Consider the following 15,605-nt stretch of genomic DNA (forward strand, 5'->3'; position numbering starts at 1 on the left):
GATCCCCTTACTCTTTCTCGATCCAGGCGCCATAGAATGAGGGGCGTCCGACGGCTTCAAAGGCAACGCCTTTCACCGATGGCGCACCGGCAAACACCTGCGGCTCTTCAAAGATAGGGATCACATACGCGTTATCGAGAAGATAGCGCTGCGCATCGCCGGTGAGTTGCAGCCGTTTTTGCGGGTCAACTTCGGCTGAAATCGCCGTCAGCTTGTCATTAAGCTGGTCGTCGCGGAAATTCTTCACTTTGTCGCTGGAGCCGCCTTTTTGCAGCAGCGCATCGCGGTTGGCCGGGAAGAACATACTTTTCACCACGTCCGGGTCGGCGCGGCCCACTTCAGAAACGGTTAAGGGCGTTTTCAGCGGGTCGAGGTTATCCAGCGTGCGGCTGCCGGCATCGCCTGCTTTTACGCTCAGGGCCACGCCGACCTGTTTCCACTGTTGCGCCACCAGTTGCAGCACCTCTTTGTTTTGCGGCTGCGGCAGCGACTCATACACCGTCAGCGCCAGCCGCTGGCCCTCTTTTGCACGCACGCCGTCCGCGCCAGTTTTCCAGCCCGCTTCATCAAGCAGCTGGTTAGCCTTTGCCGGGTCAAATGCCAGTTTGTCGCTGAGATTGACATACCCGGCGGCGGAGGCCGCGATCACCGAGGTGGCCTGCGGATAGTTGCGGGAGAAGAGGGTTTCAACCACCTGCTTCGCATTGGTGGCATGCAGCAGCGCCTGACGTACGCGCAGGTCGGCGACCAGCGGGTTGTCCGGGCGGAAACTGAGGCTGTCATTAACGCCGCGCGTCGGTGCAGCATAGATGGTAAAGCCCTGGTCGGTGGCCTGCTTCTCGTCGTAGGCCTGAACCTGGCGGATAAACCCGGCCTGGCCTGCCAGCAGCGCGCCAATGCGCACGCTATCTTCCGGCGTGACGATGATTTTTATGCCGTCGAGATTGGCCGGGCCTTGCTGGGGGATATTTTTCGGCCCCCAGCGGTAGTCTTTACGCGCCGTGAGGGTCACTTCACGGCCGAGTTTCTCATCGCTGACCACAAACGGTCCGGAGCCAATAATATGCCGGGCGTCGCCCAGCGAATCGAAGCTGCGTTGCAGCGTGCTAAGGGAGACCAGGCCGGAGCCGATGGTCGCCGTTCCCTGCAGAAACCCCGGCGAGGGCTTTTTAAAGTAAAACTTCACGGTGTGCGCATCGATCACTTCACTGTGGTCGTAGTTGTTGATCACCTCTGAGACCGGCAGGCGCTGCGCTTTATTCCCGAGCCCGTAGGTATCGAAGTTTTTCGCCACCGCTGCCGCATCCAGCGGCGTGCCATCGGAGAAGGTCACGCCGGGGCGAATTTTAAAGGTGTACTCCGTTTTATCGGCGTTGCTGCTCCAGCTCTCGGCGATCCACGGCTCCACCTCCAGTGTTTTGGGGTTCTGCCAGGTGAGTTTGTCGGTAATTTGATTGAGGATGCCGCCATTCGGGTAGAAACCGCCCGCCGGGGGGTAGAGGTTGGTGTGTGCCTGCTGCTCAAGATAGATCAGCGTGCCGCCTTTAACCGGCGTTTGCGCTGCCTGGCTCAGCAACGGAGCAGCCGCGATCAACGCCGCTAACAGCGGTCTACGAAAAGGGAAGCGCATGGTGAATTCCTTTGTTATCTCTTGTTTTAACGTCGCCTTCATCATCCGGGGAGCGTCAGAACAAGCGAACAAAGGAAATGAGATAAGCTTTTCAGAAAAGCGCAAAACAGTGGGGATGGGGAGGCAAGCGTAAGAGCGGTGCAGGGCGCGAACACCCTGCACCGTGCGCGATCAATGACGTAAATCGATCACCATACGGCCACGGATCTGGCCCTGCTCCATCTCTTTAAAGATGGCGTTGATATCTTCCAGCGGGCGCAGCGCCACTTTCGGCACCACTTTCCCTTCGGCGGCAAACTGGAAGGCTTCGGTAAGATCCTGACGGGTGCCGACCAGCGAACCCACCACCTGGATGCCGTCCAGCACCAGACGTGGAATATCGAGGCTCATCGCTTCCGGCGGCAGACCGACGGCGACCACACGTCCACCGGCGCGTACAGCGTCGACCGCCGAGTTAAAGGCGGCTTTCGCCACGGCAGTAACTACGGCCGCATGCGCGCCGCCGGTTTTCTCCTGCACCACTTTCGCCGCATCTTCGCTGCGCGAGTTGATGGTCAGATCGGCGCCCATGCTGGCGGCAAGCTTAAGCTGCTCGTCATTCACATCAATGGCGATCACTTTGGCATTGAAGACATTTTTCGCGTACTGCAACGCCAGGTTGCCGAGGCCGCCCAGACCATAAATCGCGATCCACTGGCCCGGCTTAATCTGCGACACTTTCACCGCTTTATAGGTGGTGACACCCGCACAGGTGATGCTGCTGGCTTCCGCAGAGCCAAGGCCGTCCGGCACTTTTACCGCGTAATCCGCCACCACAATGCACTCCTGCGCCATGCCGCCATCGGCGGTGTAACCGGCGTTAACCACTTCGCGGCACAGGGTTTCATTGCCGCTGTTGCAATATTCGCAGTGGCCGCAGCCCTGGAAGAACCACGCAACAGAGGCGCGATCGCCTGGTTTCAGCGAGGTGACGCCTTCGGCAATCTCCGTGACGATGCCAATCCCTTCATGACCGAGGATCACCCCGGTCTTGTCGCCAAAATCACCGTTTTTAACATGCAGATCGGTGTGGCATACGCCGCAACACTCCATTTTCAGCAGCGCTTCGCCATGTTTCAGCGGGCGCAGCGTCTTCTCTGCAATAGCAACCTGGTGATCCTGAGTAACAACGGCAGCTTTCATCTTTAATCTCCTTGCTGGCAAAAGAACGGTGAAGCGCTATCGCCTCATCCCTCAATACCCCTTAAGAGTTAATGGTTTAGGAAAGGGATTCAATAGCCTGGCAACAGAATGACATACTTTGCCGCCATTACCCTTATATCAGGTAGGGTAAATGATGAGTAATCAAACAGTTAATGTGGTTACAAAACGTGCTGCACAGATGTCATGAATATGTGGGAAATATGAAAAAAGGCACCTTGCGGTGCCTTTGAAGGAGAGATAAAACGGCTACAACAGCAAGCGAAGACGGGCGATCTCGTCGCGCCACTGCGCCTGCAACTGCGGTTTTTGATGCTTCTCTTTACGCGCCAGATCCTCCTCCAGCCGCGTTTCCAGATCGATTAGCCGCTCCAGCAGAGCGTCATCATCGTCCGGTGGCGCAGCGGCGCAGGATTGCGTGTTAACCGCCGCAACCGGCGAGCCAGCGCGTTCACGCAGACGCCCAAACACCGCGTCAGCATCATGCCACTCGCTCAGCTCGCCATCTTCCACCAGCCAGAAACGGTTACAGCTCTGGCTGATTAGCTGCCGGTCGTGGCTCACCAGCAGCACGCCGCCGCTGAACTGCGTTAACGCCTGCGCCAGCGCCTCTTTGCCCGCCATATCAAGGTGGTTGGTCGGCTCATCGAGCATCAGCAGGTTAAAGCGCGCCAGCGACAGCCCGACAAAGAGCAGCCGCGAGCGCTCGCCGCCGCTAAGTGTTGCCACGCGCTGGCCGTGGCGAGGAAAGGCAAAACCGGCGCTGATCAAGGCCATTTTCCTGTCACCCGGCGCCGGGGCGAAAGGCTCCAGCGCGTCGAACAGGGTCGATTCGTCCGGCAACTGGTGCAGGCTCTGATCGTAATACCCGGCATGCAGCCGCGGATGCAGGCGCAGAGCGTCATGCTCCGGCTGGTGGTAAACCTGCCAGATAAGCCTCAGCAGAGAGGATTTCCCGCAGCCGTTGCGCCCGAGCACCGCCACCCGATCGCCGCTTTTCAGGCGGGCAAGGGGGATGCGGAACAGCGCAGGCAACCCCGGCACGGGGGAGACCGCCAGGTTCTCCATCTCCAGTAAGCGGTCAGCCGCTAAGGGTTCGCCATGCAGCGCCAGCCGCCACTGGCTGCCGTCGGTCAGCTCCGTCTGGCTCGCTTTCAGGCGATCCACCTGGCGTGCCATCTGTTTTGCTTTACGCGCCAGATCTTCGTTGTCGTAGACGCGGCCCCATGTCGCCAGCCGTTTGGCGCTGGCGGTCACACGGTCAATCTCCTTCTGCTCCGCTTTGTGGCGCAGGGCATCGCTCTCATCCCGCTCCTCAAGCGCTTTGCGCGCCAGAGTGCAGGGCAAGGCGAAACCGTGCAGCGTATGGTCGCGCAGGATCCACGTGCCGTTGGTGACGGCATCCAGCAGCGCGGCGTCGTGAGAGACCATCACAAAACTGCCGGACCAGCTTTGCAGAAACTGCTCCAGCCACAGCAGAGTGGGCAGATCGAGATGGTTGCCTGGCTCATCCAGTAACAGCAGGTCGGGTTCGCGGATCAGCGCCCGCGCCAGCAGCAGGCGGGTGTGTTGCCCGCCGCTCAGCGTCGCCGCCGTTAAGGCAATTTCCTGCTCGTTCAACCCCATCGTGGCGAGCAGCGATTCTGCGCGCCAGCGCTGGGTTTCCCGTTCAGCAGAGGGGAGTTGCGCCAGCACCGCATCAAGCAGCGTCATTGACAACAGTTCATCGGGGAGGTGTTGCTCCACGCGCGCCAGCAGGCAGTGATGCGCCTGTGTCACCATACCGGAAAGCGGGGAGATCGTGCCATCAAGCACCTTCAGCAGGGTACTTTTGCCGCAGCCATTGTCGCCAATAAGCCCAAGGCGATCGCCCTTTTTCAGGGTAAAGGAGAGGTCAGAAAACAGCGGACCGAAGGCGGTCTCAACACGGATTGATTGTGCAGATAGTAGTGTGCTCATTGCTTACTCAAGAGTTACAGGCGTGAAAACGCCTCGTCAAACATCGCTGACGACAACCCGGTAAGCCCGAGGGAAGGGAGAGTTATGCTTCGCTCAAGCAGAGGTCATCGCAGCACGATACCGGTAACGCTTGAGCTGGCGCGATCGCCAAATGCATGTGAATAGTCAAACAATTCACAATACAGCATAGGTAGCCTCCTTTTTTATATTCAGTAAGTTGATGGGTAAAAAGGAGTTTAGCGAGGAAGTGAATGATTTACCAGCAACAAAAAACCCGGAGCAGCGTGCTCCGGGTTGCGGGGAGAGTTAAATCGAGGTACGGCGATAGTTGCGGTACTGCGGCTCCCAGAAGTTGTCATCAATGGCCTGCTTCAGCGCTTCCGGGGAGGTTTTCACCGCCACGCCTTGCTGCTGCGCCATTTTGCCGACGGCAAAGGCGATTGCGCGCGACACGATCTGAATATCCTTCAGCTCCGGCAGTACCAGCCCTTCGCCATTCAGCAGCAGCGGCGAGTACTCGGCCAGCGTTTCACTCGCCGCCATCAGCATGTCGTCAGTGATACGCGACGCGCCGGAGGAGATCACACCAAGGCCAATGCCCGGGAAGATATAGGCGTTGTTGCACTGGGCAATCGGGAAGACTTTATCCTGAAACTGTACCGGGGCAAACGGGCTGCCGGTGGCAACCAGCGCCATACCATTGGTCCAGCTGATGATGTCCTGCGGCGTTGCTTCCACCCGCGAAGTCGGGTTGGAGAGCGGCATCACGATCGGGCGCGGGCAGTGTTTGTGCATCTCACGGATAATCTCCTCCGTGAACAGCCCGGTCTGGCCGGAGACGCCGATCAGGATATCCGGCTTCACGTTGCGCACCACATCAAGCAGGGAGATCGCTTCGTTCTGCACGTTGATATCCCAGTTTTGCAGGTTTTCGCGCTTCTGGACTAATCCGGTCTGGAACGGCAGTAGGTTCGGCATGCCGTCGGTCAGCAGACCGAAGCGGTCAACCATAAAGACTTTCTGGCGCGCGGCTTCTTCGCTAAGGCCTTCACGCTGGGTCTGAGCGATGATCTGCTCGGCGATACCGCAGCCAGCGGAACCGGCCCCGAGGAAGACAATTTTCTGATCGCTGAGCTGGCTGCCCGCCGCGCGGCTGGCGGCAATCAGTGTCCCGACGGTGACGGCGGCCGTGCCCTGAATGTCATCGTTGAAGGAGCAGATCTCATCCCGGTAGCGGTTCAGCAGCGGCATGGCGTTTTTCTGGGCGAAATCTTCGAACTGCAACAGCACGTCCGGCCAGCGCTGTTTCACCGCCTGGATGAACTCATCCACAAAGGCGTAGTACTCATCGCCGGTAATGCGCGGATGGCGCGAGCCCATATAGAGCGGATCGTTGAGCAGTTGCTGGTTGTTGGTGCCGACATCCAGCACCACCGGCAGGGTGTAAGCCGGGCTGATGCCGCCGCAGGAGGTGTAGAGCGACAGCTTACCGATAGGAATGCCCATCCCGCCAATGCCCTGGTCGCCAAGGCCGAGGATGCGCTCGCCGTCGGTGACCACAATCACTTTGATATTGTGGTTCGGCACGTTTTGCAGGATGTCATCCATGCTGCCGCGGTTTTGCCAGGAGATGAACACACCGCGCGCGCGGCGGTAGATATCTGAGAAGCGTTCGCACGCCCAGCCGACCGTCGGGGTGTAGATCACCGGCATCATCTCTTCGAGATGATTTTCGACGAGGCGGTAGAAGAGGGTTTCGTTGGTGTCCTGAATGTTACGCAGGTAAATGTGTTTATCGATATCGGTCTTGAAGCCCTGATACTGCAACCAGGCACGCTCGGCTTGCTCTTCAATGGTTTCCACCACTTCCGGCAGCAGGCCCAGCAGGTTGAAACTGCTGCGCTCTTCAACGCTGAAGGCGCTACCTTTGTTCAGCAGGGGAAACTCGAGCAACACGGGTCCTGCGTAGGGGATATACAGTGACCGATTCTTATTATGTTTGGCATTCATCTAACAGCTCCTTGAGAAACGAACGCGCGCACGGGGGGTGAGGTCGCACGCGGGTACAGCGGCGGGCGCAATTATAAAGCATTGAATGAGCAAATACTTCCCGATTGACCTATTCGTTGATTGAATTTTTATCAACTTTCCTGGTAAGCGGCGTGTGGGGAGCTGAAAGGTGATGCTGGCGGCATAAAAGAGAAGAGGGAGTAACGCGGAGTAAAGCCCGGATAAACACCACCCCGCAGGGTGGTGTGGGAGTGGGTCTTAACCCGCGCGGCGATGACGGCCGGAGCGGTGGGAGACAACGGTCTCCTCGTTGTTGTCTTTGGTGACAACCTTACGGGTGTTCGACACTTTGTAATCCAGTCCCATAAGATGACGTGCCTGACGGTTCGATTTCATGCTTACTCCTTAATCCAGTTGCGTGTTTCAAGGACAAGCCCGGTAAATGGCCGGGCGAAATACAATCACATCATTGCAAGGTATGTTTCCATACCGAAAGATTATCCTCGGCTATCGCTGCGCAAATCTCAACCCTGATGGGCACTTTTAAGAACAGTCTCGCTGACCTGTGCGCCACATCACGCTTTTGGCCCGACTAGCAGCGTCAGCGGCCCACCGAGGCGCCTGTTTTGCAGCGGTCGCAGGCTGGCGAGCCGCGCGCGCAGATCGTTATCGCAAGTTGAGAGCTGGCACCAGGCCTCCAGCCAGGCGAGATTTGTCGGGTGCTGCAAAAAGGCCATATCCTGCTGAGCGCCGCTTCTGTCGGTGAAGGGCTGCGGGTTATCCAGCCCCGCAATCACCTGCGTGGCAAGCCGCTGTAACGCAGCCCTATTCTCCTGAGCCATATCGACGCCGTTAGCACGGGCAAAAAGGGCGATCATCACCAGCGGTTGCAGGGCGTAATTGTGATAAGCCAGCGCCCGCTGGCGGCGACGCAGCTCATTAGGCAGAAAGCCGTTGGCATCAATCTGGTTCATAGCGGTGCGGTAGATCGCCAGGGACTGGTCAAAGAGATCCTGCCGCCCGGTTGCTACCGAGGTTGCCATTAACGCCCAGGCCGCCCAGTAGCTGTGATTATTGACCTTGCTTTGCGGCAAATCCCGCCATTCACTGGCGGTTAAATCCCCCATTTCGCCCAGCCAGCGGGTGATGTTTTGCGTCTGCTCAGGCCAGGCGTTCAGCGGATGGCTCGCTGAAAATTGCAGCTGAAGCCAGCCTGATGAGAAGGTGGCCAGCGCCCATTTGCGCATCGATTTGCCGGTGTGGTTTCGCGCCTCGCCGAGCAGCGCCCCGGCCGTAGCCCAGCGATTGAGCGCGGTGACAACACAGGAAACATCGCGGGCATCGCCGCTGCGGTGCCAGGCGGTGATTTGCGCGCTGACGAATTTTTCCATATCGGCGATGGCGCGAGTTTGCTGGTGAAAAGCCGCTTCCGCCTGCGGATTGAGCGTGGCGCGGGCGCTGTCTGAACCTTCATATTTACTGCGAAAATCGAGTGCGCCGGTAAAGGGCGGTGGCGCGTCGGGGCAGGAGAGGGTTTTAGCCAGCGTGTGCGTTGCCGGGGACTGGCTAAAGCCTGCGGGGGGAATAAGGTGGGCGGCGTGGGTTGCCGCTGTAAAGAGGATAAAGATCAGCCCTGCGCGCAGAAACACCATGCTACGTTCTCCTTCCGCTACTGGAAGGGGGGACTATAGCATGGCCGTTTGCTTTTCAGCTGCCGCCAAAAACGTGCACCGCACGATGCAGGCGCGCGGCGCGTGCAGAGAGGTTTTCCGCCGCCTGGGTGACGTGGTCAACCATGCCGCTATTGTTTTGCGTCATGCCGCCCACGCGGGAGACCGAATCGTTAATCAGCGCCAGCGCCTGCGTCTGTTCATGGGTGGCGGTTCCGATCTCTTTAATCATCGTCGACATGGTGACCACGTTCTCGATCATCGCCGTCAGGTGGCTCTCCGTGCTGGCAACCATACCGACGCCGCTTTTCACATTTGCCACGTTGTGTTCAATCAGCGTCTGGATCTGCCGCGCTGCCGAGGCGGAGTGCTGAGCCAGATTACGCACCTCGGCGGCCACCACGGCAAACCCGCGGCCCGCCTCACCGGCGCGCGCGGCTTCCACCGCAGCGTTGAGGGCGAGGATATTGGTCTGGAAGGCGATGCTGTCGATGACGCCGATAATATCGACGATCTTGCTGTTATCGGCCGAGACGGCCTGCATCATCGCGATCGCCTGTTTCATCGCTTCTCCGCTCTTCACCGCGCCGGCGCTGGTTTCATCTGCCCGGCTCATGGCCTCTGCCGCCGTTTCCGCCGTCTGTTTCACCGCGCTGGCAATCTCCTCCACCGCTGCCGCCGTCTGGTGCAGGTCGGCGGAGGTTTCTGCCGTGCGGCTGTGCAGCGCGTCGCCTTCGCGGGCGATCTGCTCGCTTACCCCACGGATCCCGTCAATTTGCGCTGAGACATCGCCGACCAGCGAATTGAGGTTAAGCCCGGACTGATTGACCAGGCGCATCAGAAGCCCAATCTCATCAACGCGATTAAAGTGCTGGTAATCAGCTTTGCGCCCGGAAACGACGCGCTGCATTTGCGCGAGTACAATTTTCAGTGGGCGGGAAAATTGCTGCTGCAAAAAGAGCGTGAGCAGGGCAAAAATAATTAACACCGCTGCGGATTTTTCTACGGCATTAAAATAGAAGAATTGCAATACCACTAACAGAGCAGCAGAGGGGATGATGCCGAAATAAATGCGTCCGGCCGCACTGATACGTTGAAATAAAGATAAAAATGAAAGTAAACCGCGACGAACCAGTAATCCTTTATAAAATTTATAACCTTTAATTTTATTTTCATTAACACGCTGATAAAGCGACGCGCTGGCGTCAATCTCTTCGCGTGCCGGAATATTACGCACTGAGATATAGCCGGTTAATTTTCCTTGCTGGTAGACCGGCGTGACGTTGGCGCGCACCCAGTAGTGATCGCCGTTTTGACGGCGGTTCTTGACGATCCCGGTCCAGCTGTCGCCTTGCTGGAGGGTAAACCACATATCGCCGAAGGCGGCGGGCGGCATGTCCGGGTGGCGAATAATATTGTGTGGCTGACCTTTCAGCTGCTCTTCCGTAAAACCGCTGGCCTCAATAAATGCTGTGTTGGCATAAGTGATATGACTTTGCGTGTCGGTTGTCGATAATAATGTCGAGTCTTCGTTAAGTAAATATTCGTTTTGTGTAACGGGTGTGTTGCGTTTCATAATAACCCCACGGTGGATCGCGCCATGTATTGCCGCAGGCGCAAAGAGCATAGTCATTTTCTTCATGAAATGTCGTTATTGTTATTGCCCGGGCATTTTCCATTAACTTAGGCGACACGAAAAGCAGTTGGGTTAATTATTTTTTAAGTGGCACTTAAAGAGTGAAGCGCATAATTGTTATTATTCTGAAAAATTAAAATGGGCTGCGAAATATCAGCTAGCATTAAGTAAATGCTTAAGCCAAATTGATGGCGGGCGATGTGGAAAGGGGACAAAAAAGCGCAGCGGGGAAAAGAGGTTTTAACATCGGGCTGCGAAGGGTGCGTGAAGGAATGTGTACCATAAAGTCACTTTAAACTGCGATCACGCTAACAGATTGGCCTCTGTTCAGCCAACGGGATGGGCAGGATATTGCTAGACTCCCGCGATGGCATCATCCATTCGGGTTCTTTGTGGGCATTTTGAGGGTAGCATCGCGTGTTAGCGACTTTGATATACCGTAGCCGACTGAATCGGGCATTAATTCCCTCTCAACTGACTACTATCGTCGAGCGAGCAAACCACAGCAACGCAACGTTGCAGGTGACGGGTATCTTATTGTTCGACGGCGAGTATTTTTTGCAGGTTCTTGAAGGACCGCTGGAGTCGGTTAACAGCGTTTTTGAACGCATCAACAACGATATTCGCCACGGTAATATCGTCGAACTGCTGCGGGACTTTGCGCCGCGCCGCCGTTTTGTCGATCGCGGCATGGTGCTGTTTGATTTGCGAACGGTGCAACCTGCGGCGGTGCTACGCGCTGTATTGCGCTTTGGCATGGTGCGCTACAACCAGGCGAGCAGCGATCGGGCCTACAAATTTATCCGCAATTTTATCTCCTCGGCAAATAACAACGGCGGCGTACGCAATACCTCGCCTGACGAGTGGCGCTTTACCCGCAAAGCGTCGCCGTTTAGCCAGGAGACGCTGCCCATGCTCGAAGGACAGCCCTGTCAGTTCGCCTTCCAGCCGATTATCGAACCGCTGCGCGGCAAAATTTCTTCACTGGAAGCGCTGATCCGCGGACCCGACGGCGGCAGCCCGCAGGACTATTTCGCGACCATTGCGCCGGAGAAACTGCACGAAGCGGATCTCGCCTCCAAAGCGTGGGCGCTGGCGATGGCACGTCGTATTGGCATCGGCAACCACAAAATTGCGCTTAACCTGCTGCCGATGTCGCTGGTCAAGATCCCGGGGGCGGTGGATATGCTCCTTGGGCACATTGCGCGCAATAAGCTCAGCCCCGGGCAGATTATTGTCGAAGTGACGGAAGATGAGGTGATCTCCAGCTATGACGAGTTCACCTGGGCGATCCGCCAGCTGCGCGCGGCGGGGATTGGGCTGGCGATTGATGACTTTGGTTCAGGGTTTGCCGGGCTGTCGCTGCTGGCGAAGTTTCAGCCCGATAAGCTGAAAATCGATCGCACTATCGTTACCGATATTCATCTTCATGGCCCGAAACAGGCGATTGTTAAAGCCATTCTCGAGTGCTGCGCCGAGCTGCAAATTAGCGTGGTCGCGGAAGGGGTGGAGAAGGTGGAAGAGTGGTGCTGGCTTGAAGCCGTTGGCGTCGAGCGTTTTCAGGGCTTCCTCTTCGCCCGCCCGCTGCTGAATGGTGTGCCGGCGATTAACTGGCCTGAGCGTATTCCTCTCAATAAAAAACCCTCATAGCACGAAACGTTTAACCGGTTTGGCTTATAGATCATCGTACTTCTATGCTTAACGTATCGACAGTGGATGTGACAAAGGAGCGTGGATGAAAATTAAAAAGCAGCTCGCACGGAAACTGGCACTCGAATCTTCTCTGGGGCGCAGTATTACCTTTTTTATCGTGGCGCTGCTGCTGGCAGGAATGGCAACTACCACCTGGACGCTGACCCGCTCCTGGGAGCGTGCGGTCGAGGATATCGAGCGCGATGCGGTTAACCTGTCGATCTCGCAGGCGCGTCAAGCGGAAGATACTTTTCTCCAGGCGGAGCTGGTGCTGCGCGATATTCGCCGTAATCTGCCGGTAGAGAACGTTGACCAGATCAACGCACCACAGTTTGATATCTATCTCGCCGATCTGAAATCCCGCCTGCCGCAGCTGCATGGCCTGATGGTCTATGACGCTCAGGGCAATATGAAGTCGACGTCGTTTGGCAAAATCCCGGTGATGTCAAACAACAGCGACCGCGAATATTTTGTTTATCACCGCCGTAATGGGCACGGTGGCGTGCACATTGGTCATGTGATCCGTAGCCGCACTACCGGTGATTTAGTGATCCCGGTGTCGTTACGCATCAGCGATAAAGCGGGTGGCTTTGAAGGTATCCTGCTGGCGACGGTGCGGATCGACTACTTCCGCCATTTTTATGCTTACTTTGAGCTTGGTCAGCGCGACATGCTGGCGCTGCTGAATATTGACGGCACAGCGCTCTATGTGCGCCCGTATGGTGACGAGATCATTAACCGCAATCTCTCTGCCAGCCCGCTCTTTACCCGGGAGCTGGCGCGAAAAGATCGCGGTAACGGTACCTGGATCTCCGCGCTCGATCACGTTGAACGCACTTATGGCTTTGCCCGGCTTGAACGCTATCCGCTGGTGGTCGCTGCCGGTTACGACAGACCGGCGCTGTGGAACAGGTGGTTGCAGGAGAGCCTGCCGGATCTGGTGCTTAACGGCATGCTGCTGCTCGGCACCCTGTTGATGGGGTCGATTATTTTTCGCCAGGTGCGGCTCAATGTACGTAATCAGACCGAGCTTGCGGTGCTGCGTGATGAGCTGACCAGTATCAACCATACGCTGCAATTGATGGCGCTGGCCGATGGGCTGACGGGGCTTGCGAACCGTCGCCAGTTCGATCTCTTTTTAAATAAAAGCCTGAAGGCCTCAGCGCTGACGCAAAAACCGGTAGCGCTGATTATGATCGATATCGACTACTTCAAGCGCTATAACGATTTTTACGGCCATGTTGCCGGGGATAACTGTCTGCGGATGGTGGGTGAGATCCTGCAAAAGCTGAAACTGAGACCGAATGATTTGATTGCTCGCTACGGCGGGGAGGAGTTCGCGATTGTTCTGCCGGATACTGGCCCTGAAGCGGCGCTGTTTGTTGCCCGTCAGGCGGTGACCGCGGTGCGCAATGCGCAGATCCCGCACGTGAAGACCAGCGCGCAGCAGAGCATTGTGACCATCAGCGCCGGCTGTTATAGCCTGGTTGCCGATCAAAATTATGATGACGCCATTCGCCTGAAAGAGGGGGCGGATAAGGCGCTCTATCAGGCGAAAATTGATGGGCGCGACCGGGCGCTCTCCGCCTCCTGATATGAGCCCTTGCCGGGTAGCGCTGCGCTTACCCGGCTTCCAACTGCAATTCCCCGTAGGCCTGATAAGACGAAGTCGCCATCAGGCGATCTGCATGCTTACCCAACCTGCAAATTCATCATCGACTACCCTTAATGTTTCTAATGAAGCTGCAAGGAGAGAGCACGATGAGCATGAAGACCAGCGATTTCTTCGTCCAGCGCCTGAAAGAGTGGGGCGTAACACGTATTTATGGTTACCCCGGAGATGGCATCAACGGCGTGCTCGGGGCAATTCAGCGCGCGAATAAATCCGGCGACGGCATTGAGTTTATTCAGGTTCGCCATGAAGAGATGGCGGCGTTTATGGCGGTTGGACATGCCAAATTTACCGGCGAGCTGGGCGTCTGTCTCTCGACCGGCGGCCCGGGGGCAACCCATATGCTGACCGGCCTCTACGACGCCAAAATGGATCACGCCCCGGTGCTGGCGATTGCCGGCCAGGCAGAGACTACCGCGCGCGGAGCGAGCTATCAGCAGGAGATGAATCTCGATCGCGTCTTCTCCGACGTCGCCAACTTTGTCCAGGAAGCCGCGACTCCTGCGCAGGTGCGCCATCTGGTGGATCGCGGTGTGCGCGTGGCAATGGCGCAGAATGGCGTCGGGGTGGTGATTATCCCGAAAGATGTGCAGGACGAACCCTGGCAGGCTCCGCAACATGCCCACGGCTTTACCCACTCCGGCTCGGGCTATCAGCGCCCGCGCGTTATTCCTCATCAGGTCGATTTGCAGCGTGCCGCTGAAGTACTGAATGCCGGTAAAAAAGTGGCCATCCTGATTGGTGCTGGCGCACGCAATGCAGCGGTGGAAGTGGTGCAGGCGGCGAATGTGCTGGGTGCTGGCGTGGCGAAAGCGCTGCTCGGTAAAGATGTCCTTCCCGACGATGCGCCGTTTGTTACCGGCTCGATTGGTCTGCTTGGCACCGAACCCTCGTGGAAACTGATGCAGGAGTGCGACACGCTGCTGATGATTGGCAGCGGTTTCCCGTGGACCGAATTTTTGCCGGCAGAAGGCAGCGCCCGCGCCGTGCAGATTGATATCGACCCGGCAATGCTGGGGCTGCGCTATCCCTGCGAAGTCAATCTCCACGGCGACTCAGCAGAGACGTTACGCGCCTTGCTGCCGCTGCTGGAGCAGAAAACAGACCGTAGCTGGCAGGAGTCGATTGCGAAAAATGTGCAGAGCTGGTGGGAACTGATGGAGCAGCGCGCGATGGCACCGGCGAACCCGGTTAACCCGCAGCGCGTGGTGTGGGAGATGTCTCCGCTGCTGCCGGATGACGCGATTGTCACTTCCGATTCAGGTTCCTGCGCCAACTGGTTTGCCCGCGATTACCGCGTTAAGCAGGGGCAGCGCGCGTCGCTCTCCGGCGGGCTTGCCTGTATGGGCGCGGCGGTGCCATATGCGATTGCGGCGAAATTTGCTGCGCCGGAGAAGGTGGTTGTCGCGCTGGTGGGCGATGGGGCAATGCAGATGAACAATATGGCAGAGCTGATCACCATTCAGAAGTACTGGCAGCAGTGGGCAAACCCCCGGCTGGTGATCTGCGTTTTCAATAACCAGGATCTTAACCAGGTAACCTGGGAGCAGCGGGTAATGGAGGGCAATCCGCGCTTTGAAGCAACCCAGCAGCTGCCGGATGTCCGTTATGCCGAGTTTGCGCAATCGCTGGGGCTGGGCGGGATTTTTGTTGATAACCCGGACGCGCTCTCAACCGCCTGGCAGCAGGCGTTGCAGTCCGACCGCCCGGTAGTGCTGGAGGTGAAGACTGACCCGGAAGTGGCGCCGTTGCCGCCGCATATTACCTTTAAGCAGGCGAAAGCGTTTATGGCCTCAATGGCGAAGGGAGATCGCGGTGCCGTGCAGGTGATTAGCGATACCGCCAGCCAGTTGTTCCATAAGAAGTGATGAAAAAGCCCGGTGAGAATGATCTCACCGGGCTTTTGTCAGACTGCCTGCTTATCAGGCCTACGCGGTGTTGTAGGCCGGGTAAGCGCAGTGCTATCCGGCAAGCAATGCCTGATGGCGGCTTCGCCTTATCAGGCCTACGCGGTGTTGCAGGCCGGGTAAGCGCAGTGCTATCCGGCAAGCAATGCCTGATGGCGGCTCCGCCTTATCAGGCCCACGTGGTGTTGTAGGCCGGGTAAGCGCAGCGCCACCCGGCAAGCAGTGCCTG

The 15,605-nt window shown here is 57.5% G+C and carries 10 protein-coding genes; 3 read left to right on the forward strand and 7 right to left on the reverse strand.

What is annotated here, in order from left to right:
• Positions 1–7: 7 nt before the first annotated feature.
• The 7 genes from IAE48_RS03590 to IAE48_RS03620 form a co-directional block, all read right to left on the reverse strand.
• Positions 8–1,630, reverse strand: a complete 1,623-nt coding sequence (locus IAE48_RS03590) for a TIGR04028 family ABC transporter substrate-binding protein (protein WP_200133510.1) — start codon at positions 1,628–1,630, stop codon at positions 8–10.
• Between the two features lie 171 nt (positions 1,631–1,801).
• Complete coding sequence (adhP, locus tag IAE48_RS03595; protein WP_042713088.1) at positions 1,802–2,812, reverse strand: alcohol dehydrogenase AdhP; 1,011 nt, start codon at positions 2,810–2,812, stop codon at positions 1,802–1,804.
• 267 nt (positions 2,813–3,079) lie between these two features.
• A complete protein-coding gene (locus IAE48_RS03600; RefSeq protein ID WP_200133511.1) occupies positions 3,080–4,789 on the reverse strand; it encodes an ABC-F family ATP-binding cassette domain-containing protein in 1,710 nt (569 codons plus the stop codon).
• A 306-nt stretch (positions 4,790–5,095) separates the two neighbouring features.
• The gene (locus IAE48_RS03605) at positions 5,096–6,799 is read right to left on the reverse strand and encodes an NAD-dependent malic enzyme (RefSeq protein WP_042713092.1); all 1,704 of its coding nucleotides are present in this window, start codon (positions 6,797–6,799) and stop codon (positions 5,096–5,098) included.
• Between the two features lie 258 nt (positions 6,800–7,057).
• Positions 7,058–7,195 (reverse strand): stationary-phase-induced ribosome-associated protein, encoded by a 138-nt coding sequence (gene sra, locus IAE48_RS03610; protein WP_023478646.1) that lies wholly within the window; start codon positions 7,193–7,195, stop codon positions 7,058–7,060.
• Between the two features lie 179 nt (positions 7,196–7,374).
• A complete protein-coding gene (locus tag IAE48_RS03615; protein WP_200133512.1) occupies positions 7,375–8,451 on the reverse strand; it encodes a mannuronate-specific alginate lyase in 1,077 nt (358 codons plus the stop codon).
• Between the two features lie 55 nt (positions 8,452–8,506).
• On the reverse strand, positions 8,507–10,045 hold the full coding sequence (locus tag IAE48_RS03620) for a methyl-accepting chemotaxis protein (RefSeq protein ID WP_200133629.1): 1,539 nt from the start codon (positions 10,043–10,045) through the stop codon (positions 8,507–8,509).
• 477 nt (positions 10,046–10,522) lie between these two features.
• On the opposite strand from IAE48_RS03620, the gene IAE48_RS03625 reads away from it, so the two are divergent.
• The 3 genes from IAE48_RS03625 (at position 10,523) to IAE48_RS03635 (ending at position 15,337) form a co-directional block, all read left to right on the forward strand.
• Positions 10,523–11,755 (forward strand): diguanylate phosphodiesterase, encoded by a 1,233-nt coding sequence (locus IAE48_RS03625; RefSeq protein WP_200133513.1) that lies wholly within the window; start codon positions 10,523–10,525, stop codon positions 11,753–11,755.
• An 85-nt stretch (positions 11,756–11,840) separates the two neighbouring features.
• Positions 11,841–13,391, forward strand: coding sequence for a sensor domain-containing diguanylate cyclase (locus tag IAE48_RS03630; protein WP_094419867.1), 1,551 nt, complete (start codon positions 11,841–11,843; stop codon positions 13,389–13,391).
• Between the two features lie 167 nt (positions 13,392–13,558).
• Positions 13,559–15,337, forward strand: coding sequence for a thiamine pyrophosphate-requiring protein (locus tag IAE48_RS03635; protein WP_094419868.1), 1,779 nt, complete (start codon positions 13,559–13,561; stop codon positions 15,335–15,337).
• The last annotated feature ends 268 nt before the right edge of the window (positions 15,338–15,605 follow it).

Source organism: Kosakonia sp. S57 (assembly GCF_016516575.1).
Classification (GTDB): Bacteria; Pseudomonadota; Gammaproteobacteria; order Enterobacterales; family Enterobacteriaceae; genus Kosakonia; species Kosakonia cowanii.

Excerpts from the sequence above, each read along its gene's own strand:
- IAE48_RS03630 (WP_094419867.1), top strand. The coding sequence starts at position 11,841 with ATGAAAATTAAAAAGCAGCTCGCACGGAAACTGGCACTCGAATCTTCT.
- sra (WP_023478646.1), bottom strand. The coding sequence starts at position 7,195 with ATGAAATCGAACCGTCAGGCACGTCATCTTATGGGACTGGATTACAAA.
- IAE48_RS03590 (WP_200133510.1), bottom strand. The coding sequence starts at position 1,630 with ATGCGCTTCCCTTTTCGTAGACCGCTGTTAGCGGCGTTGATCGCGGCT.
- IAE48_RS03620 (WP_200133629.1), bottom strand. The coding sequence starts at position 10,045 with ATGAAACGCAACACACCCGTTACACAAAACGAATATTTACTTAACGAA.
- IAE48_RS03635 (WP_094419868.1), top strand. The coding sequence starts at position 13,559 with ATGAGCATGAAGACCAGCGATTTCTTCGTCCAGCGCCTGAAAGAGTGG.
- IAE48_RS03605 (WP_042713092.1), bottom strand. The coding sequence starts at position 6,799 with ATGAATGCCAAACATAATAAGAATCGGTCACTGTATATCCCCTACGCA.
- IAE48_RS03600 (WP_200133511.1), bottom strand. The coding sequence starts at position 4,789 with ATGAGCACACTACTATCTGCACAATCAATCCGTGTTGAGACCGCCTTC.
- adhP (WP_042713088.1), bottom strand. The coding sequence starts at position 2,812 with ATGAAAGCTGCCGTTGTTACTCAGGATCACCAGGTTGCTATTGCAGAG.
- IAE48_RS03615 (WP_200133512.1), bottom strand. The coding sequence starts at position 8,451 with ATGGTGTTTCTGCGCGCAGGGCTGATCTTTATCCTCTTTACAGCGGCA.